This window comes from Enterovibrio calviensis DSM 14347 (assembly GCF_000621165.1).
Classification (GTDB): Bacteria; Pseudomonadota; Gammaproteobacteria; order Enterobacterales; family Vibrionaceae; genus Enterovibrio; species Enterovibrio calviensis.
Window position 1 is genome coordinate 536,137 of sequence record NZ_JHZA01000001.1, and the last position, 21,659, is coordinate 557,795.

Here is a 21,659-nt window from a genome sequence, read left to right on the forward strand (position 1 = left end):
TTAGTAGTTGAAACTTATGTATCAATTTTGAAACCGTGCGTTATAGAGTCTAGTACAGTTTTTGGGCTTATTCTTATTCTCGCGCAGCGTGTTGGAGCAGAATCAGTGTCGCGTCATCTTTATGTCGTTCCCCATAATGTTCAAAGGACGCCATAATGGTTTCAGTGGCTTCATGTAGCGGCAAATCGCGTGTCTCACGTAGGGCTTCCATCACCTTGTCCGTCAGCATTTGGCGAGCGTCGTTATCTTCGGCAGCTTCAAACAATCCGTCGGTATATATCGCTATTCGCTCTCCTAGTTTGAGCGTTGTGGTGAGCACTTCATATTCTGCGCCGTAAAGCACGCCTGGCAGGATGCCGCCAATATTGAGTTCTTCTACGTGATGTTCTGAAACTTTGAAGGGGGCGGGATGACCAGCACTTGCCATTTGAATAGTGCCATCATCGAATAATGCAACCGAGCAGCACGTGAGAATGACCTGTGACAGCAAGTTATCTTCTAAAGCGCAGTCCGACAGCCGGTTAAGTAATGTCGAACAGGGGCTCTGTTCAGACTCCACTTGGTACATCAGGCCACGTAAATACCCGCCATAGGCATAGGAGAAAAATTTCGCGGCGACATCATGGCCCATAACATCAGCCAAATTCACCATCAAGAAGTCAGGTGTATCGCGGTGCAACACTAAATCTCCCCCGCCAATACCAGTATTGCGGCTTGCTACAGACATGCTCCAACCATGTGAAGTGCTAGGTAGGGAGGGCGTCAGCGCGTTAGTAATACGCTGATTGATCTTGTCCGTTAACTGGCGGTAAATTTGGTCAGAGCGGTTCAGGACGCGCTGTACGCTTTGCATGAGTGATGACTTTGAAACAGGTTTTACGATGTAATCGTCTATGCCCAAACCCAGTGCATTGCTACGTGTTTCGGGGTTATCTGAAAACGTCAAAAAGATAAATGGGGTAAGCAGTGTGTTGGTTTCATTGTGAAGCGCTTTCTTCAGGCTCAAGCCATCCATACCGGGCATTCGTATATCGGAAATCACTAAATCTACGGTATTGTGAAGAAGAAATTCGAGCGCTTTCTCTCCATTCTCTGCTTCGAAAACCCGATAACGCTCTGACAGATATGCACTAAACAATCGGCGTTGGCTATCATCATCTTCCACGATGAGTACGCTAGGTTTGGTGGAAATTTGTTGAATTTTCCACTTCAGGGTCAGCTTATTAGCCCCAAAAGTGGTGCGTTTAGTGTATTCCATGTCATCAGTGAGGCTTTGGATCAGAGCGAGGCCTCGCCCACCTTCTTTTTCCTCGAACGTATCTAATGTTTGAACGCGGTCGGGCAAGGTGGGGTTCCAGCTTTGTCCGTCGTCAGACAGGTGCAATAACCAATGCCCATCTTGGCATTCCAGCCCTACGTCAATGAAGGTTGGCTTTGGGCTTGTATGGTTCACCAGATTGGCGGCTGCTTCCGAGAAGCACAGCTGTATATTGTTCGACAGGTGATCCCCGACGCCTCGCGCCTTGAGGGTGGTACTGATTTCTTTTCTGGCGTCGCTGATTTTTTTTAACGTAGCAGGGCGACATTGGAGATTAACAACCGCAACCATAACTAGATCTCCAACGACAATAAGTGGCTTTTTAAAATGGCGAGTCTGAGTTTTCCCGCAAGCTTTGGCATGTATTTCGATAACCGGCCAATTTCGCGCAAAATCTCGACTTTGAGTGATGGGTTGTTCTTATCGTTAAGCACACAGCCGAGGAGATGCGCGCCTGCATCGTTGAGTTTTTTGACTGATTCTGAGGCTTGCGCTTCAGTAGTTTGTCCCGTCATCACGACCATGATGGTGCCGTCAGCCGCGGCCGCGACGCGCTCAGGGGGGATGTTATTCGCATTCAGTCGTGAGATCGGTGATGTATCAAAAATAACCAAATCGAAGTCTTTGTGCCATTGCTTCACATATTCTTCCAAAGAGCCTGGGCGACGTAACTCCATGATGGTCTCGCGCTTAGACGGTGCAATGATCCCGGTGAAATAAGTGCTTTCGCCGGATACACCGACGAGTTCCGGGCTAGGGAGTTGATGATTGTCATAAGTGGTGACCGTCATTCCCTGACTTTCAAGGCTCGGATGATAGAGATTCAAGTCCACCACCAGCGTGGATTTACCCGCCAGCAGAGAACGGTGTGCGATAGCACTCGCGAGCGATGTGACCCCTTCACCTGACTCGGTTGCAGTCAACGCGAGGGTTTTGTAATCGTTGCGGACAATCTGAAAGTAAATCCGCTCTACTTCTACGTTCCACGGAGGAATATTCATTAGAGTAATCCTATCAGGGCGGCAATCCCTGCCAGTTGGAAGACATCAGTGATACCTTGACGAATTTTTTCTGCAGTGCTTTCTTCTTTGGTGGGCACGTAAACCGTGTCACCGACACGCAAGACAGGAAGATCTTGGAATCGCGCAGTACGGCTAAATTCAGACAAGTTAAAGGTTTTTGCTTGATCACGACAACAGGACACATTCACGACGGTAATTCGTTCTATGTAGGCGTTGTTGCTGGGGCCGCCTGCTTCAGCGAGAAGGTCAAGAATGGTCATATGATCGTCAAAGGTGTATCGGCCTGGTTTGTTGACCGCACCTAGCACGCGAATCGTATTTTCTTTCGACAAGTCGAGCCAGTTACGATCTTTTTCAGGAATGTAAATGGTGTCGCCGATATTGACCTCGGGCAAGATAGTTGAGTCGCCCGTTTCAAAGAACAGCGCGAGATTTAATTTACTGACGCGAGCGACATTGCCATCAAGGTGCGTAATACGAATATTGTGTAAATCGGCTTGTGCGGTTGGACCATCGGCGGCAGAAAGAATATCGAGGAAGTGCATTTCTTCTGTAAATTTGTAACGTCCTGGTGCGCCCACTTGCCCAAACACATAAATGGATGTGTCTGAGCTTTGTCGAATCCATTTGGCTTTGTTGTCGACGGGGTCGTCCGGTAAGTCATGCACACGAACCGTTGAACCTGCTTTGATCGGCGGTAGCTCGGTATCTGCCAAGCCATCACGAATGAAGGTGTCGAGGTTGAAGGTATACACTTTAGATTTAGTGGCAGAGACGGGGGTGACTATCTCTATTTTACTGGTGTCAGCGCGAGAAGTAGGGCCGCCGACGTGAGCCAACAAATCGAGCAGCGACATTTCTTGCGACCATTCAATACGGCTAGGACGGACGACTTCACCAAACACTCTCACGGCACGGTCCGGAGAGACTTTTAGCCATGATTTTTCATTGAGGTCGAGTTTCTCTGGTACGAATATCGCATCGCCGGGCAGTACCAATGGCAGTGGGCCAGTCAATTTCCCTTCCGAAAACAGGGTGAGATCGAACCCTACAGTTTCTCCACTTCCTCTAATAATGCGGATTTGGCGACTTTCTGCAAATCGTGTTGGTCCGCCCGCATTGGCGAGAATATCAATAAATGTCGCCCCTTCTTTGCCTTCATACGCGCCGGGTTTTGCGACTTCTCCCATGACATAAACGGTGTTAGAGCCGGTTTTGATTTCTTCTTCTTGTTTCGGAACAAAAATGGTGGAGCCTTCGACAATGTTCGGCAGCAGTGCTTCATCGCCACTGTCTAAATACTGCTTGAGGTTGAAGATACGCGGTTCACTTTTGGAGATAACACGGATTTGTTCGACAGCGGCGAAACGTGTCACGCCACCCGATCGCATGAGCAAGTCCACCAAGTTATTTTCTTCCTTGGCGGAGAAGCTTCCTGGGCGAATGACCTCGCCAAAGACTTTGATGGCTTTTCTGTCTTCAGCGGCATCGCCAGAATCTGCAAGTTTAGACGGGTCAAAACTTTGCTCAACGTTGCCAATCATTGGTGATGCGGGAATGAATAGGGTATCTAGTGAGTTTAAGGTCGGTAATAGGCTGTCATCACCCGAATCGAGGAATTTTTTGTAGTCAAAGGTGCTGACTTCTTCACCGCGTCGCAATTGAAATCTGTCGAGTTGCGCCCCTGGACGAAGACCACCCGCAGCATAGAGGGCCATTTGAATCGATGCTTCGTTGGGTAGGGTAAATTCACCCGGTTCAGCAACGTAACCTTGTATGGTAACAATGAGCTGACGCTTGCTGACATAAACTTGTAGAGAAGAGAGATCACGAATCACCTCATTCAGTGTTTTATTGACGGCGTTGGCCAGCGCTTCTTCCGTCATCCCTGCGGCTTGCACCATGCCCACTTCTGGGAGCGTCAAACGCCCTTGACGGTCAATCTGGAATTCTTTGTTCAGCATGACTTCACCCGGTAGCATGATAGCCACCAAATCGCCGATCTGTACGCGATATTCTTCCGATTGCACTTTTGCCACATTGGCAAAAACCAAGACAGAAAACAGGATGAGAGTCAGTGCATGCTTCATTTGGCGGCTCCTTGAAAGAGAGGGCTCGTCGGCGCTTCAATCAATTCAATGGATACGCGTCGATTCACCAAGCGTTCTTGTGGTTCGTTGCCATCAAACAGAGGGTCGGTTGATCCGACTGCAGCGACGGTAAGGCGTGAAGGAGCAATGCCAAATATTTGTAAGTAACGTTTTACTTGGTTGGCTCGTGCAAGGGAAAGTGCCTTGTTGGCCCTTTGATTACCAATTGAGTCAGTGTGCCCAGTAATGTGCAGAGTGTATTGAGGTAAGTCGCGTAACAAGTGCGCGGCTTCCGCTAAGTGGCCCATGTATTTGGGATTAACTTCGGGAGAATTGAATGCAAATTGGTTGTCGATATTCAGCAACGCGTAGATTTCTTCAGCCAGTTGGGAGGCCGAGGCATATTGGCCAGTTCCGTTTGGCGTGCAGGCCCCACTTTTTACGACGGCATCTAGCTGTTTTTCCAATCGTTCGAGTGCAGCTCGCTGAATAATCAGATCGTTAGCCGCATCAAACTCTAAACCGCCATGCAATTCTCTTACAATGCGAGCCTGCATGCGACGTGCTTGATAAACGGTGGCAGGAAAACACAGTTCAGCCCCTTCTAGGACCAATACATCTAGATGGCGGGCTGATAGTTCCCATTCAAATCGTAAGCCATGTTCCGGGCCGATAGGCTGATCAGCCAATACAGGAGAGAGAGCCGAATAATGGTGCTCTGCCATTCCGCCTTCGCCGTCATCGGGAAACATCGAGCAGCCTGAAGTCATTGCAGTGATGATGATAAGCGTTGAGAGTTTTCTCATGACGATTCCCTTACTGGGGCGAATTCCGTTTAACCGGCATTCGGTGCAGTTTCTACAGATATCGCACTATTGATGCGTAATAAGTTGATGATTTCTAAAGGTTGACCATGTACATGGGTGAGGGCGAGCGTTTTGCCGCCAGCCTTGAGTCTTTTGAAGAGAAAGACGATGGCGCCAATGCCAGAACTATCAAGAAAGTCGACTTGACCAAGATTGAGGGTAATATCCGTGAGCGATTCCGCGTTCACAAGTTCATCTAATTCAGGTTGAAGCTCACTGCAGCCTTGTGCATCCATATCGCCATGGATGAGGATAAGCAGAGAATCATTAGATTGTTCGATGCGTTCGATTTGCATGATGTGGTGCCTCTCCTGTATGACTATCTGTACTAAGCGAAATCTATGCCAAGTATATATATCAATATAAAACAATGAGATACGATAGTACCTTCATGAGTGGACAGGCTTTTTCTCATTCTGACAATGAATATGAGAAACACCCCTGTGGTGTTTCTCGTGCATTCACTCTCATGCTAATAATGGGTAAGCGATTGATTTCGTTTGTATCTAAATAGATCCACCTGTCTACTATTAAAGATAGTGTGAATTCTTCAAAAAGCGACACGGGTTTGCGGCTAAAAATCTGCGTTATGTATTGAAACTGATATGTTTTCGTCCCATCCAGTTTGTAATGGCTTGGATCATGGTTTGCTTGTTGACGGGCTTAGCCAGAAAATCGTCCATACCCACTTGTTTACATTTATTTCTATCGTGAGCGGTGACGTTTGCTGTCATGGCAAGGATAGGCATGGTTCTGCCTTGTTCGTTGAGATGGCGAATGGTCTCACAGGCAGCAAAACCATCCATTTCTGGCATCTGTAAGTCCATGAGAATCAACTCATAGTGTGAGTTTTCGATAGCATCGATAGCTTCTTGTCCATTGCACGCAATGGAGACGACAAAACCAGCGCTCTCTAACATGGTGCGAGCGACGAGTTGATTGGCGGGGTTGTCTTCAACCAATAGAATATTGTTGGGCCTATGTGTCTTGAAGACTTTCTTCTGTATCTCTTTGCTAGAAGAGTGCTCTGGGTATCGCATGTCGCAAGGCAGAATGATGGTAAATTCGCTACCAATATCTAAGCGGCTTTCAAGTGTCAGCTCCCCACCGATTAATTCCACAAGACGTTTTGATATGGCCAGCCCCATACCGACGCCCCCGTAGGTGCGAGAGAATGTGGGGTCTTTTTGTGTGAAGGGCTCGAAAATAGCCTCTCTATCAACTTGCGCTATACCTATCCCTGAATCGCAGATTTGCAGTTTTAACCCCGAAGGGTAGGCATGGCTCAGGGTTAATTCTATTTCTCCTTCTTGCGTGAACTTGAGGGCGTTTCCAACAATATTGGTGAGTACTTGAGAGAGTTTGCCTTTGTCTGTGTATGCGATGATGCGATGGTTTAATCGTTCATCGAATATTAACGAGATATTTTTTGTCGTGGCATTCTTTTCGAACATTGAAAGCACATGCTCGCCCAGCTCAGCAACATCAAATTCTTCGTTTCGTACATCCAGCGAACCAATATCCAACTTGGAATAGTCCAAAATATCGTTTAACTGGTTGAGCAGAAGGTTAGCTGAATCGTTCGCCATGGTGATGAGAACCTTGCAGTGTGGAGGCAATCTTTCCTCTTTGAGTATGTCTACGGCACCCAAAATGGCGTTCATTGGCGTTCTTATTTCATGGCTCATGCTGGCAATAAATTGGGATTTGGCAATGTTGGCCGCTTCAGCAGCTTCTCTCGCTTCACTCAGTTCTTGCTCTCGTTGTTGTTGTTCGTGGATGTGTTTATCTAGCTCGTCGACACAGAAATTCAAACGCGTCATCTCATTGTCGCTAGAGGTTTGATTTTCTTGACTGTTTGAAAGGGTTTGCAAACGACCAGAAATACGAGCCAATGGTTTGAATACAAGGAAATGAGAGACAACCACGACGAGCGTACTGAGCAATAAGACAACCAGAGCGGAAAAGTATCGAATTTGTTCACTATGGAGTGCGATATCTTCAAGCATTTGTTTTTTGCTCATGGATATCTGCATAAACCCAATGTGCTTATCGTCGGCACTGATGGGGTTGACGAAGTTCAACGCCATCGGGTTATTATCATGAGGCTTGTCGCCCCATTGTCCGATTTCCACGCCATCGTTGGTCACGATAGAGACATAACAAAGGTCAGGGTAGTGCTTAGCCATGAGCAACAACTTTTCATTTAACACACCCGACTCTTGCGTTGTCATGTTTTCTGAAAGCGCAGAGATCAATGCACTAAAATTTGCACGGATTTGCATGTCCATCCGGCTTTCAAGATAGTTGCGTTCTATTTGCCCAGCGACATTGCTCGCGAGATAGCTGATGCCAGCAGTAAGTAAAATGACTGACACAATATATTTCGCCCAAAGCGATAACCTCTGCATGTTTTGCCTCCTTCGGGCCATGTGCGTCATTCCTGTTCTCACTTTGACAGCAAGGCTGAACGTCAGATTAGGAATGTCTGTGTGATACGGCGTTGAATGGGCCGTAACGTCCTTTATTACCCTATCTATGCACGTAGCTTGCCAATCTGTTGGTTTGACCAAATTTAGTGGCGGGTCGTTATCGTCGGTGATGCTGATGGTGATGGTTGTTGGAAGAGGTGGTAGTGAGGACGGAGGCACTGGCAATAGGTGGGGGATTAGGGCAACAAAAGACGGGAGTCATTCACTGCGACAAAAACTGCAAATCTCAGCATTAAACCACAGCACTAAATCACGGCACCAAATCACATCGTTGAGTTACCGCAGTGGTGTTGCTATCGGCGGCCTGGCGGTGTTGCCTGATTCTTAGCTTCGTCAGAAGGTGGGTGAGGTTCTGTATCCGTATTTCCGTCGGGTGGGCTGTCATCACTGAGGTGACTCTCTGCCTTTAACCTCGCTTCTTCGACTTTGACGTAGTGGGCGACAGACGCTGTCAGAGCAACCAAAATGTAGATTGGCCAAGTGAACCCCTGTGTGAGGAAGGTGCCTGACACACAGAAGGCAATAATGCCCGAGAACAATCCTTCCGAAATACAGCGAACCACGGGAGGGTAAACATCGGATTTTTGGGTGACTAGAGAGACCGTTTTTTGCGCCGAGCGAAACACAATAAAGGTCATGGACAAAAACGCAGTCAGGCCTAAAAAGCCTGTCTCTCCTAGCACACCAAACCACGTGCTATGAACCGCATGGTTTAGGCCATCCCAATGTGGCGAATAAAAGAAGTAGTTGAAGTAGAAATTGTTCAGGCCCACGCCAGAGAACGGGTTGTCGACCGCCATGAAAAAGGCGGCTTCCCACGCGTAAAGGCGACCTTTTGCTGATTCATCTAAGCCGTCTTCGGCAGCACCGCCTGATTTACGGCCACTGATCCCAGCTACCATGAACAAGATCAAACACAAGAGTCCCCCCACGCTGAACAGCAAGGTTTTAGATTTCACGCGTCGCCAAGCGATCGTGCCGACGGCCGACAGAATACCCAGTATGCCGCCACGGCTTTGTGTGCCAATAATGGCGATAAACAGTGCGATAGCAGTGACTAAGCCAATAAAGCGCGCTTTTTTGGGTAAACCCGACGTGATGGTAATGCTCACCGCAAACGAGAACGGGAACAAAAGCACGAGCGCCAAATCATTGGGGTCGCCCAATACAGAGCCTAACTCTCTACCGACAGTGACACGGGTTTCTTCCACCATGCCTATGCCGTTCACCTTGTTGAAAATGGTTACCATAGCAACAGACAAGCCTGAAGCCACAATCATGATCAACGCGTTGCGATAGTGTTTTGCATGACACAGTAACCATGCAAGGGCGGGTGTCATGATGCCAATTTTGACGTAGATGTTTTTGTAGTACGCAAATGCCTCACCGGTATTGCTCGCTAGAGGCACACCAATTGTAACCAGCAGCAAGAAGACATAGAAACTGTTGAGCTCCTTGCTGTGAAACATCTTTATCTTGCCGCTCAGGCCGATATGCCATGCCAAGGTGGTGAGCGTGCCCAAAGACAGCATGAGCGGAATTTTCAACGAATACAGAGGGGCAAATGCTTCATGAAGGCGGAAGAACGAAAACGCAATGAACAAGAGCCCAAACAAGACAGGTTGTGAAAGCGTGATCAGCAGGGCAATGGGCAGTAAGCCAACAACTAACGGAATAATCGGGTGCGGAATGATCAGCCATACCACACACGTTAGCGCGACAAATAGTGCGGTTACGTGTACGAAATGGGTTCTGAGCCGCACTAGCAGCATGTTTTGCTGCTCGCTTATCCAGCTAAGTAGTTGCATTAAAAGCACTCTTTACTCTGACTAGTATATGGTAGAGCAAAGTACGTGCCATAAGGTGTATAGAAAATTTACACAAGGTTATCAGTGGGTTATGAAATTATTTGGATAGCAAATAAAAGAAAACCGCGCATGGAGATGCGCGGTTTTCTTATTTTGCATGTCAATTCGACAGAAGCGGCGGAAATTCCGTGCCGCGGCTTCTCATGCCCTTATTCTGGGTGAATCAAGCGAATGGTCATTGCGCCAGCTGCGCGCATGGATTCCACATTAATACTTAAAACAACCGCTGATTCAGGCGCACGGTAGTGATGTACTTCTTCGCCAAAGCTATCGTATTGAATCGCGAGAAGTTGGTCGGTTTCCACGTGCTGCATCAGTGACACCTGCGGCAAAATGAACCCACCTTGCACGGCTTTTAATGTGGAGACGCGTGAGCTTTCAATGGCTTTTTCGGTTGGGTCTGGTGTGCCATCAATCATTTGGTAGTGTTTGAAAATGTTCATCGCACCATTGACAGCACGGTCAATCATGACGGTATCGGTGTAACGACCGACTCCAATTTCCACCGTAATGCTTGGAATGTGGTTTTGATTCCATACGGTTTCAAGGATGCCGGGATCGCCTGGGTCATCCAATATCGCATCAGGGTTCATCAAGCGTGCCATTTGAAGGGCATCATCAAGACGGTAATCCGCAAAGGCATAAAGCGGGTAAGCCGTGCCTGACGTTTGCGTGTGCAGATCAATGGCAAGTTCAGCGTTCGGCTTCAGCAGCTTATACCAAATGGGGTGCAAATAGCGTTGGGCTTCATTGCCGTCAGGGTTGCCTGGGAAGTGGCGATTGAGGTTGCCGCAAGACACGTCAGGGTCAGAAGAGAAAAAGTCGCGGCTGTGGTTGAGCATGCCGGTTAGGTTCACCGTTGGGACAATGGTAACGCACCCTGCAATGTCTTTGTCTTGCAGTGATCGCGCAATGGCTTGAGCGGCCAAAACACCATTGTATTCATCGCCATGCACGCCCGCGGTAATAACGATCTTTTTTCCCGCTTTTTGGCCTTTGAACACCCATACAGGTAAATGCTGTGATTGCGCTAGCGCATTGGTCGCGGCGCGAAACCAGAACTTGTGTTGTCCTGCTTCAAGCGTGTTGACATCTAAAGCGCTGATCACCGCCAGCCCGTCGATTTGATTACCTTCAATGATTGTTGTCATAACTGCGTGTCGCCATACTTCTAAGTGGTTCGAGTTAACATTCGATTTGAAAAAGGCGAGATAATTATCTCGCCTTCTTTGTGTTCATTAGTGGTTCAGAGCACTGATGATTTAGGCAAAGCCCATCATGTGCGCGCCCACTACCGTGACACTTGCAATGACAAAAAGCAACAGCATAAAGCGCCACACAAACTTCGCCCAGTTGCCCCAATCAATGCGACAAACACCCAGTGTCGCCATCAAAGAAGCCGACGTTGGTACGATGATGTTGGTGAAGCCATCACCCAACTGGAACGCCAGTACCGCCACTTGGCGAGATACGCCAGCGATATCAGACAACGGAGCCAGCAATGGCATAGTTAGCGCCGCTTGGCCTGATCCTGATGTCACGAAGAAGTTGAACACAGACTGGAACACATACATCAACCACGCTGCCGCGGCAGAAGGAAGTTCGCTTATCGCGCTGCCTGCATTGTGCAAAATGGTGTTGAGCACACTTGGGTCTTCCGAGCCACCACCTAGCAACAACAATACGCCTTTCGCGAAACCGACCAAAAGAGCCGGAGCCAGCATGATACCAGCGCCTTCTTTAAAGGCATCCGCGACGTCATTGGCAGTCATATTGTTGAGCTTGAACAGCATGGCGATAATCGCCACCACAAAGCCCATGGTGAAGAACTGAGAGGCGATTTCTGGAATGTACCATGCGTGTGCAACCACACCCCAAACCACCCAAATCGTGGTGGCAAGTACGGTCAGAATTACCAGCGTGTCACCAAAGCCCCAGCGAGCTTCATTCTCTTCTTGCGCTTTGTCTTTCAAATAAGCATCAGAGGCAAAACTGTAAGAAGCTTGTGGGTTCGCTTTGATTTTGGACGCATACATCATGGTAAAACCGATACCAATGAGGGTAAACGCAGCCCACATAACCATGCGGAATGTCATGCCGGACAGTACAGGAACGCCCGCGATACCTTGCGCGATCGCCACAGAGAATGGGTTCATCCACGAGGTAGCAAAACCAACCTGCGTCGCCACATAAGTCACCATCACGGTAGTAATACCGTCGTAACCAAGGCGAACCATCAAAGGTGCGATGATGATGGCAAACGCGACCGCTTCTTCACCCATACCGAATACTGCACCGCCAAGCGAGAACAGCGAAAACAGGACTGGGATGAACAGCGCTTCGCTGCCTTTGGTCTTGTCGATAAGTTTCAAGATGCCGTTATCAATGGTACCTGTGCGCATGACAACGCCAAATGCCCCACCGATAATCAGCATGAACATGATCACACCAATCGCTGAGCCCCATTTGGAGCCTGATACCAGACCTTCAAACGGGAAGTTCATCAAGCCAATGCCGCCGCCAGAGGCGAAGAACTGGACTTGGTTGTAAACCACATCACCGTTTTCGTCAGTGACCAAACGGAAAGACTCAGGGTTGATCACGGTGCGGCTTTTTTCAGCGCCATCAACCATGAACGAAACCTGCTGGCTATCGAACTGACCAACAGGGATCAGGTAGGTCATCGCTGCAGCCAGAAGGCCGACAATGAAAATCAAAATCAGGGTGTCAGGCATTTGCCATTTCTTCTGGCCAGCCACCTCATTTTGGGTTTGAACGTGTGTTTGAGACATTCCATCATTCTCAATATAAAAGGGGCATAAAATGTCGTTAAATACGAATAAAAAGTCAATTAAATTAACGCTGAGGACATGGATAATCGATGATTACTTATTTTCGCTCAAATACCAGCCGAAACGACTGATTACAAAATAAACAACATGTGGGTGTGGCATTGGAGGAAGAGGAGGATAATCCAAATGGGAAAAAAAAGTGCCTTTGTCGCTTTCAACAAGGCGATGGGCAGGAGAAAGAAAAAAGGCTGCGATTGAATAGATACGCAGCCTTTGTTCGTAGAATGCTGATTACAGCATGAGCGGAGATTAGCGCAGCGACAATGTCGGCGCTTTCATCACCAAGTACACCGCCATCGCGCAACACGCGAAGCCAATCAATGTGGCACCAGAAAAGGCTTCATCGAAAAACAGCCAACCTTGCATTGCGGCTAATGGCGGAACCAGATAAATGTAAGACGTCACCTTGGACGCAGCGCCTTGAGCTACCATGTAGAGATACAACAACACCGCGACCACTGACAACACGAGTACTGACCACAACATGGTTAGGGTGAAGGTTAGCGTCCACGTGACTTCAACACCTTCAATCAGCCAAACAATCGGTAAGAACACGAAGACTGCCGCGACATATTGCCACATGGCAGAGGCCACCAAATTCATTCCCTGACAGAAGCGTTTTTGATAAAGAGTTCCGAACGTAATGCCAAGCAGGGCTGAGCCAACAAAGATGTAAGCATAAAGTGGCTGCGCATCAATCCCCCAACTCATTTTGCCTTGTACCACGAAGGCAATACCGATAATCCCAGCCGCAAGCCCTAGCCATTGGGCAGTATTGAGCTTTTCTGAAGACGTGTTTACCACGATCACTGCCGTGAGTATTGGTTGAAGACCGACTAGCAAAGATGAAAGGCCAGCTGGCATGCCAAGCCCAATGGCGGCGAACACGCCCCCTAAATAAAATCCGTGGATGAGTAACCCAGAGGCGAGCGCATGGACAATCTGCATGCCTTTTGGCATCACCGGTTTCATGACCATTAAAATCGCGATGAAGACTAATACGTTCAGCGCCATGCGAATTAGCAGAAAGGTAGCAGCATTGGAGTCAATAAGGCCAAACTTCGCCCCGACAAATCCGGTACTCCAGAGCAAAACGAAAAAGAAGGGTATGGCTTTATTGAGCATGAAATAGCAATCCTTGGCGTAAATATGAGCATTTTTGCGTAGTGGGGAATTAGAACGCATATCGGTAAGCGTCTCAACCTTAGAATGGTCAAGGTTATTGAATGGAATCATCGAGTCTTCTTATAAGAGGCAAGTGACAGATTTAAAAGTTAACAAATTGAAAGGTTAATAGGCTGATAGGTGATGGAGAAAAACAAAGAACAAGAGGGTCAGGGTCTGATTGGTAGACACAAAAAGTGGACGATATCGTCCACTTTTGCTCATAGATCGCTTTTGCTCGTGAGAGTTGCGCGGTGATCAGTTGATTACATGCATTTCCTTCACGGTGAAGCTGGTGACTGCGCCGTCAGTTGCTGTCAAATAATCAGCAAGATGCTGAGCATTCATGTGTGTTTGCCACAGGTCGCGGTTAACCCAATTTTCGTAAAACATGAAATGTGCGGGGTTATCGTTATCTTGATGCAAATCGTATTGCAGGCAGCCTTCTTCAGCGCGAGTGATGTCAATAAGCTTCAAAAGCTCTGCTTTCACCAAATCAATGCTGTCTTCGTTGGCGATAATGTTTGCGACGATGGTTAACTGTGTCATGTTTAGTCCTTTTTCTGGAGCGTAAAATCGAACGCATTTTTGTCTGCGTGTCTTGTGATAGTGCTAAAATCCTTCCATTACAATCTTGCCAATTGAGCGGCCAGACTCTAATTCTGCATGTGCTCTGCGCAGATTCTCTGCATTGATGTTGCCGAGGTACTGACCTGCGGTGGTTTGAATGTGGCCCAAATCCACTAGATCCGCGACGTGATTGAGTAACTCCCCTTGTTTCGCCATATCCTTCGCTTCAAACATAGATCGCGCAAACATAAACTCCCAATGCAATGACAGGCTTTTGGGTTTGATCTTGTTAATAGGAAGCGTCTTCGGATCGTCAATGAGTGCAATCTTTCCAAATGGTGCGAGCAATTCGATATAAGTTTCAAAGTAATTTTCGCTGCTGTTTAGGCTCGCAACGTGAGTGATTTGTCCAAGTCCAAGCGCGTCAATTTGTGCCTGAAGAGGTTTTGTGTGGTCAACCACATGATCCGCGCCTAGTTTGGTAACCCAAGCTTGCGAGCTTTCTCGCGATGCAGTGGCAATAATGGTCGCGCCGGTTAGCTTCTTCGCGAGTTGAACCAAGATTGAACCGACACCGCCAGCAGCACCGACCACCAGCAAAATATCGTTAGACGGATCTTGCGCATCAGGCGATTGCTGCTCCAGATTCAAATGATCGAACAACAACTCATAAGCAGTAATGGTGGTGAGAGGCAGTGCTGCCGCTTCAGCATCTGATACGCTTTTTGGCTTGTGACCAACAATGCGCTCATCAACCAATTGGTACTCCGCGTTGCTGCCTGAGCGACCTAATGCCCCAGCATAGTAAACAGTGTCACCGGCTTTAAATAGGCTCGCTGAATCTCCAGTTGCAACCACTTCACCGACCGCATCCCAACCAATAACCTTGTGCTCGCCGTTAGTCGGGGCAACGTTTTGGCGAATTTTATAATCGACAGGGTTAACGGCGACAGCCTTCACTTTGATGAGTAAATCGCGACCCATTGCCATCGGTTGCGGTAATTCGATGTCGATCAGTGATTCAGCATCAGTAATGGGCAGTGATTGCAGGTATCCAATGGCTTTCATGTGTCTCTCCAAGTGCTCAATGTTTTGCGTTGAAGAGAGAATAGGCATTGATTGACGATGGATAAACAGCATAATCATTGAATGATTATCAAATAATATTTGAAAATATGCTGATTGAAGATCTGAAAGTCATCGTGAAAGTGGCGGAATATCGCAGCATTACCGCTGCTGCGACGCAGTTGGATATGCGTGTGGCGACAGCCAGTGCGGCAGTTAAGCGGGTAGAAAGCGCACTTGGCGTTGAGCTGTTTATTCGTACAACCAGACAGCTCCGCCTTTCGAACGCAGGGGAGCGCTATTTACCGCAATGTGAGCAGGCGTTGTCGATGCTGGCGCAAGCGAGACAGAGCGTGAAAGATGATCTCGACATTGTTGACGGAGAACTTCGCATTGCGCTTGCCTCAGATTTAGGCCGAAATGTGATTGTCCCTTGGCTCGATGATTTCATGGATATGTATCCCGACGTGACCTTGAGGGCGAACATCAGTGATAGCAACATTGATTTCTACCGCGATTCTGTCGACATGGCTTTGCGTTACGGTTCCCCGAAAGATGCCAATGTGTACGGATTCAAAATTTGTCATGTTCCTCGTGTGTTGTGCGCCACCCAAACGTATCTGGATCAGAGCGGGCTGCTAGACAGCGGTCGACAATGTGCCGGTCAAGCCAGCGAGAACGAGCACAATCATGCGGCTCGGGTGAAAATTCCGGTTCAATTGCTGCCTAACTACAACGCACTGCTTTATCAGTTGAATGATGTATTGCATGACGTTTGGGTGTTTTCCGATGGCGAACGTGAGCAAAAAGTGAAAGTCAGCGGCGACCGAGCCTCGAACGACGCAGATCTAGTGCGGCGCTGGTGCGTTTCAGGGAAAGGAATAGCGGCGAAGTCGGTGTTGGATATGGCGTCCGATTTACTGGCGGACAATGTGGTGAGTATTGATGTCGATCTTCCCCCGGAGTCAACCGAACTCTGGTTGCTCTTCCCAAGTCGTCAGTCCATTACCCCAGCGGCAAGATTGGTGCGAGATATGTTGCAAGAGAGATGCAAGGCGCTGCTTCGCCAATTGGTTGAGAAAGGCATACTCAATAAAGATGCGCTGATGTAAGCGCAGTCTGCCAATCTTGCAGCGCAATCAAGACGTACGGACTGTGTTGTACGAGTTTGTCGGCGCGAGGGCATTACGCCGCGGTTTGTTCTTTCTTCGCTATCGTTCGCTTTAAGCTGCGATTTTTGTTGAGCTCAATTTTATAAGCCGTGAGCAGCGTCGAAAGATCGTTGACCTTGATCTTGCAGTCTCCATCGTTATCGATAGAACCAATAGCATCATGGTTTAAACGAGCCAGTGTCTCTCGCATTTGCGGGGTATCAGTTGTGATTGGCATATTATTGATTGATTTATTATTTGAAGGCATTAAAGCAAAAATGCAGCACAAAGTTTAGTGCTTTGTTTTTCCGGCATTCGTGTTTGCGGGAAAAGTAAGCAAAATGTGCAATTTGAGTCCAATGTGTTGCCAAATAACCTGAAAGAGATGCCATCAGGTTATTTGGACTACGTTGAAGGCGTGCAGAATGCACGCAAGGATTATTGTTGAACGGGGAAAACAACTCGGTCGATATCAAAGCCTTTTTCTTCCGCCACTGTGAGGAAGTTTGCCATCACTTCATCTGAGACAGTCGGCGTTCGGGCTAGCAGCCACAAATAGTCGGTGTTGTAGCCAGACACGAAGGCATAGTCGTATTCGTCGCCCAGTTCAAACACCACATAGGATGAAAAGAAAGGGCCGAAAAAGGAAACTTCTAGGTGTGCAGTGTCGCGTTCACCGACAAAGTAAGCGCGTCCTTCCGCCTCAGACCACTCTTGGTCTTCTGCTTTGTAGCCGCGGTTTAACACCTTAATGCCGCCATCTTCTCGCACTGAATATTCGGCAGTGACATTGCTTAAGCCGCGCTCAAAACTATGGTCGAGACGGACAACCTCATACCATTTTCCAAGATAGCGTTTTTCGTCAAAGCCTGTCACTGGCGTAATGCCATCAGGGATGGATTGGCAGGCTGTTAGCAGCAGTAAAGAAAGCGCAATGAAAAGGGGCTTTATCATCAAGGTTCTACTTATTGTTGTTTGGGCAAATTGGTTATAAATATACGCTCTGAAAACTTGTCGCGATCAGCCTTGTAGGCTTTGCAGTGTTTGGTTGAGCAAAACGGCCAGTGCCGCATGACCTTGCTCATCAATGTGTAAACCATCAATGGGAGAGGCGTCGCAAGCTTCGGCTGCATCCACAAAGTGACAACCTTCCTCTTTCGCGACAGCGGCAAAGAAACTCGCCAGTTCTAGCGATTTTTGGCGACCATTGGTAAATCCGGTTTTCCATTTATTGTCGTCATGCATTGGCGCGGGCGCGACCACAAGAATGCGAGGCGAGGTGTGTCCAGCGTTGTCACAGGCTTTTATTTGTCCAATCAGTTTTCTGATACCTTCAGCAACCCAAGCGGGTTCTGATGGATAGAGAGATTTTAGATCGTTGGTACCGAGTGTGATAACAACCCAATCAAGTGGACGATGAGTGAGCAACAGCATGGGTAACGCAGCGCTTCCGTCTCGATAAGGCTTTAGTGGGTCTTCCCACATGGTGGTGCGTCCATTTAGCCCTTCTTCCATGACCTCCCATGCAACCGATCCTGCTGCGGGATCATTCAAATGCGTTCTCAGACGTGACGCCCAGCGAACACCTTCAGGCCAACGAGTGCCATTTGAAGGGTTGTATCCCCATGTGTTTGAATCACCAAAGCATAAAATCCGCGGCATTGTGTGTCCTCCGTGTTGGTCGTTGGGTATTGCTCTTTCTCTTGAGTAGATATCTTCGAGGGAAAATATTCAACTCCTATACCCAAGCAACCTGAAATCCTGCATCTTCAGGTTACTTGGGTATAACGTTCAACCCAAAGGAATTGTTGAATAAATTACATTGTGCTTGGTGCTTCATTGACCCGAATCAAGCCAATTCCCCCCTGCTTATTGTCTACTTAGCCCTCTCATTTGACTGCCAGAGAAATGCCTGCGTTTACCGTGTTTGAACCACGGGATCTTATAAAATATTGACGAAGGGTGAGCAAAAAGAATAAAAAGTGTCGCAAATGAAGAATATCGAGTTACTGCAAACAGACCATACTCACAAGCAATTCGAGTACCAATGATCATTGATCAATACTAATAATCACAATAACGAAGTACTGGCAGAATCAACTATGACAGTGTTACCTCCACCCGGCGCACCGGACATTGAAATCGCACGAGCCGTTAAACCTTGGCCGATTTTTGAAGTGGCTCAGCGTAAACTTGGCGTTGCTGCGCACGCACTGATCCCTTATGGGCACTACAAAGCCAAGCTTGATTTGGCGCAGCTTGATGTCGATAAACCTCTTGGTAAATTGGTACTAGTGACCGCAATTACACCGACTCCGGCAGGAGAAGGAAAAACCACTACCAGTATTGGTTTGACCGATGCATTGAATGCCATCGGCGTCAGTGCGAGCGTTTGTTTGCGTGAGCCATCGCTAGGGCCGTGTTTTGGCGTAAAAGGTGGGGCGGCGGGAGGTGGTCGTGCACAAGCGATCCCAATGGAAGATTTGAACCTGCACTTCACGGGGGATTTCCATGCTATTACTTCCGCACACAATCTGCTTGCCGCGCTGATCGACAACCACATTCACTGGGGTAACGAGCTGAATTTAGATTCACGTCGTATTACGTGGCGTCGTGTGATGGACATGAATGATCGTGCGCTTCGCAATACCTTGGTGGGTTTAGGTGGGCCAGCTCATGGTCAGCCGCGTGAGTCGGGTTTTGATATCACGGTGGCCTCAGAAATCATGGCGATCCTTTGCCTCGCGGATGATCGTAAAGATCTCCAGCGCCGCTTAGGCAACATCATCATTGGACGTGACCGAGACAACAAGACAGTAACGGCGCGTGAACTCGGTGCCGATGGCGCAATGACGGTATTGTTAAAAGAAGCCATTCAACCAAACTTGATCCAAACGCTCGAGCACAATCCCGCACTGATCCACGGCGGCCCGTTTGCGAATATTGCCCACGGTTGTAACTCGGTAATGGCGACGCGCACGGCGTTGGGATTAACCGATGTGGTGGTGACAGAGGCCGGTTTCGGCGCGGACTTAGGCGCAGAGAAATTTATCGATATTAAGTGTCGTTTGTCTGGCTTGAAGCCCGACGCCGCTGTGTTGGTCTGTACCGTGCGAGCATTGAAAATGCAGGGCGGGGTAGCGAAAGGCGACCTTGATGCTGCCAATGTCGATGCGGTGAAAGCAGGATCGGTAAACCTCAAACGTCACATCCAAAACATGCAGCAATTTGGTTTGAACCCGCTAGTGGCTATCAACCGATTCCCGACGGATACGGCGGAAGAATTGGCGGCCATCAAAGAGGTGTGTTTGGCATTGGGTGCGGGCGTTGAAGAAGCCGCTCATTGGGCTGAAGGCAGCGAAGGGGCAAAAGCCTTGGCGGAAGGCGTGAAAGCTATCTTGGATGCAGGTTCGCCTGAAGTGAAATTCCTATACGACAATGCATTACCGATCGACGAAAAAATTCGCACTGTCGCGACGAAACTCTACGGCGCATCAGACGTGCAATTTAATATTGCGGCACAAAAGCAGTTAGACGAGATCCACGCGCTAGGTTTTGGCGACTTACCTGTGTGTATCGCCAAAACACCTTATAGCTTCTCCGCCGACCCATCACAATTGGGTGCGCCGACGGATCATGTATTGCCTGTGCGTGAACTTCGCCTAATGGCAGGCGCAGGGTTTGTGGTTGCCATTTGTGGTGATGTGATGACCATGCCTGGCCTCCCACGGAAGCCAGCGGCGTTGAGTATTTCCTTGGATGACAACGGTGATATTGTCGGGCTTTTCTAATTGAGCGCCTCTAACTGAGCAAAGCGATACGCTGCATCAAACAAGACATCAAGTAACTCGTTAAGTGACACATAGCGCCACCTTAGGTGGCGTTTTTTGTTACTTCTCAATATCGACTTAACGTCCAAACGTGAGTGCCGTAGTCTGTGTCCATCAATTGCATCGAAGATGCATCAGCGGTCAACAGGCAATACAATATTCAAGGACGGTCACATGGCAAAGCAAGATCCTTCATACCCTTATCAGAAACGTCAGGTCGAATTAGACACTCAGCGTCAGTTTCGCGTTGGTGACGGAAAAATCAGTGGTTATCTATCGGTAACGCTTGGGGCTTTGTCTCTTCTTGCTGTGCTAGCGTATTTGTTTCCCTCTTACCTCACGACGACTGAACTGCGTAAAACCTATGATGCTGAAAGCCTGCAACATGTGTTGAAGTACGGCATGTATTTCTCCCTCTTTTTCGGCGCGATGACTCACCTGCTTAAAAAGTGCCGCCGCTTAGGCTGCGTAGGCATTTCGCTTACGCTGATTGCTTTTGCGTTAGGGGGATACACAGTACCCGTGGGGCCAGTGGAACCCGTGGAATTGTCATTGGGCGTGGACTGGTTGATTCTGGCATTTCTCGGTTCCGCTGCCATTTTTGTCACGCTAGAAAAACTACTGCCTAAATACAAAAATCAGGTGATTTTGCGCAAAGAGTGGGAAACCGATTTCCTGTATTTCTGCTTCAACCACCTCGCTATTTCAGCGATTCTGATTTACGCCAACTACCATGTGAGTCACTTTAGCTGGGCAGTGAGTCCTTCGTTTCAGGAAACCAATCAATCGCTACCTGTGATTGTCCAGTTTGTGTTGATCCTGATCGCCGCCGATTTTGTGTTGTACTGGGAGCATCGTTTATTCCACGAAGTGAAAGCGTTGTGGCCTGTGCATGCGGTGCATCATTCGGTGGAGGATCTGGATTGGTTAGCGGGATCTCGAGGTCATTTTCTGCAAGTGTTTTCTGAGCGAGCCATGGTCATGGTTCCGCTCTACCTGCTTGGCCCTTCAGAGGCAGCGCTGAATGCTTATGTGGCTTTTGCAGCCTTGCAAGCGGTGCTGATTCACTGCAATACCCGTCTTCACTTTGGCGTATTGAAATATATCTTCGTAACACCGCAATTCCACCATTGGCATCACAGCTCGGAAAAACCGGCGATTGATACCAACTACAGCGCGCATTTGGTGGTGTTTGATTGGCTGTTCGGCACCATGCACATGCCGGGTAAACATTGGCCCGCGAATTACGGCACAACCAAGCCGCTGCCAAAGAGCATTTTGGGGCAAATTATGTACCCGATTACGGTATGGAAAAAGCGTAAGCCACAAGAGTAAATCGTCGATACAGGTCAACCCACCGAAAAAGCGTGA

The 21,659-nt window shown here is 48.3% G+C and carries 18 protein-coding genes; 3 read left to right on the forward strand and 15 right to left on the reverse strand.

Annotation, left to right across the window (positions count from 1 at the left end):
- Window positions 1–73: 73 nt before the first annotated feature.
- The 12 genes from Q365_RS0102355 to Q365_RS0102410 all read right to left on the reverse strand — a co-directional run bounded on the left by Q365_RS0102355 (window position 74) and on the right by Q365_RS0102410 (window position 15,310).
- Complete coding sequence (locus Q365_RS0102355; RefSeq protein ID WP_028021834.1) at window positions 74–1,609, reverse strand: SpoIIE family protein phosphatase; 1,536 nt, start codon at window positions 1,607–1,609, stop codon at window positions 74–76.
- A 2-nt stretch (window positions 1,610–1,611) separates the two neighbouring features.
- Window positions 1,612–2,319 carry a P-loop NTPase family protein gene (locus Q365_RS0102360; RefSeq protein WP_028021835.1) on the reverse strand — a complete coding sequence of 236 codons (708 nt, stop codon included), beginning with the start codon at window positions 2,317–2,319 and terminating at the stop codon, window positions 1,612–1,614.
- Complete coding sequence (locus Q365_RS0102365; protein ID WP_028021836.1) at window positions 2,319–4,430, reverse strand: SLBB domain-containing protein; 2,112 nt, start codon at window positions 4,428–4,430, stop codon at window positions 2,319–2,321. The genes Q365_RS0102360 and Q365_RS0102365 overlap by 1 nt, the downstream gene beginning before the upstream one ends.
- The gene (locus Q365_RS25290; RefSeq protein ID WP_051563713.1) at window positions 4,427–5,236 is read right to left on the reverse strand and encodes an OmpA family protein; all 810 of its coding nucleotides are present in this window, start codon (window positions 5,234–5,236) and stop codon (window positions 4,427–4,429) included. The genes Q365_RS0102365 and Q365_RS25290 overlap by 4 nt, the downstream gene beginning before the upstream one ends.
- Window positions 5,237–5,265: 29 nt before the next feature.
- On the reverse strand, window positions 5,266–5,592 hold the full coding sequence (locus tag Q365_RS0102375; RefSeq protein WP_028021837.1) for an STAS domain-containing protein: 327 nt from the start codon (window positions 5,590–5,592) through the stop codon (window positions 5,266–5,268).
- A gap of 291 nt (window positions 5,593–5,883) precedes the next feature.
- A complete protein-coding gene (locus tag Q365_RS0102380) occupies window positions 5,884–7,707 on the reverse strand; it encodes a response regulator (RefSeq protein ID WP_028021838.1) in 1,824 nt (607 codons plus the stop codon).
- 374 nt (window positions 7,708–8,081) lie between these two features.
- Complete coding sequence (locus Q365_RS0102385) at window positions 8,082–9,596, reverse strand: O-antigen ligase family protein (RefSeq protein WP_028021839.1); 1,515 nt, start codon at window positions 9,594–9,596, stop codon at window positions 8,082–8,084.
- 209 nt (window positions 9,597–9,805) lie between these two features.
- On the reverse strand, window positions 9,806–10,807 hold the full coding sequence (locus Q365_RS0102390; protein ID WP_028021840.1) for a succinylglutamate desuccinylase/aspartoacylase family protein: 1,002 nt from the start codon (window positions 10,805–10,807) through the stop codon (window positions 9,806–9,808).
- Between the two features lie 111 nt (window positions 10,808–10,918).
- Entirely contained in the window at window positions 10,919–12,448 is a 1,530-nt protein-coding gene (gene yfcC / locus Q365_RS0102395) for a putative basic amino acid antiporter YfcC (RefSeq protein ID WP_081796106.1), read from the reverse strand.
- 309 nt (window positions 12,449–12,757) lie between these two features.
- The gene (locus Q365_RS0102400) at window positions 12,758–13,633 is read right to left on the reverse strand and encodes a DMT family transporter (protein ID WP_028021842.1); all 876 of its coding nucleotides are present in this window, start codon (window positions 13,631–13,633) and stop codon (window positions 12,758–12,760) included.
- 297 nt (window positions 13,634–13,930) lie between these two features.
- A complete protein-coding gene (locus tag Q365_RS0102405; protein ID WP_028021843.1) occupies window positions 13,931–14,221 on the reverse strand; it encodes a putative quinol monooxygenase in 291 nt (96 codons plus the stop codon).
- Window positions 14,222–14,284: 63 nt separating this feature from the next.
- On the reverse strand, window positions 14,285–15,310 hold the full coding sequence (locus tag Q365_RS0102410) for a zinc-binding alcohol dehydrogenase family protein (RefSeq protein ID WP_028021844.1): 1,026 nt from the start codon (window positions 15,308–15,310) through the stop codon (window positions 14,285–14,287).
- Window positions 15,311–15,417: 107 nt separating this feature from the next.
- Between Q365_RS0102410 and Q365_RS0102415 the strand changes: the two genes are divergently transcribed.
- Window positions 15,418–16,419, forward strand: a complete 1,002-nt coding sequence (locus tag Q365_RS0102415; protein WP_028021845.1) for a LysR family transcriptional regulator — start codon at window positions 15,418–15,420, stop codon at window positions 16,417–16,419.
- A 73-nt stretch (window positions 16,420–16,492) separates the two neighbouring features.
- Here Q365_RS0102415 and Q365_RS0102420 read toward each other — a convergent pair whose 3' ends face one another.
- The 3 genes from Q365_RS0102420 to Q365_RS0102435 form a co-directional block, all read right to left on the reverse strand.
- On the reverse strand, window positions 16,493–16,696 hold the full coding sequence (locus Q365_RS0102420) for a hypothetical protein (RefSeq protein ID WP_028021846.1): 204 nt from the start codon (window positions 16,694–16,696) through the stop codon (window positions 16,493–16,495).
- A gap of 200 nt (window positions 16,697–16,896) precedes the next feature.
- Window positions 16,897–17,409, reverse strand: coding sequence for a lipocalin family protein (locus Q365_RS0102430; protein ID WP_028021847.1), 513 nt, complete (start codon window positions 17,407–17,409; stop codon window positions 16,897–16,899).
- Between the two features lie 69 nt (window positions 17,410–17,478).
- Entirely contained in the window at window positions 17,479–18,120 is a 642-nt protein-coding gene (locus tag Q365_RS0102435) for an SGNH/GDSL hydrolase family protein (RefSeq protein WP_028021848.1), read from the reverse strand.
- Window positions 18,121–18,560: 440 nt separating this feature from the next.
- Between Q365_RS0102435 and Q365_RS0102440 the strand changes: the two genes are divergently transcribed.
- Window positions 18,561–20,249 (forward strand): formate--tetrahydrofolate ligase, encoded by a 1,689-nt coding sequence (locus tag Q365_RS0102440; protein WP_035024282.1) that lies wholly within the window; start codon window positions 18,561–18,563, stop codon window positions 20,247–20,249.
- Between the two features lie 213 nt (window positions 20,250–20,462).
- Entirely contained in the window at window positions 20,463–21,623 is a 1,161-nt protein-coding gene (locus Q365_RS0102445) for a sterol desaturase family protein (protein WP_028021850.1), read from the forward strand.
- The last annotated feature ends 36 nt before the right edge of the window (window positions 21,624–21,659 follow it).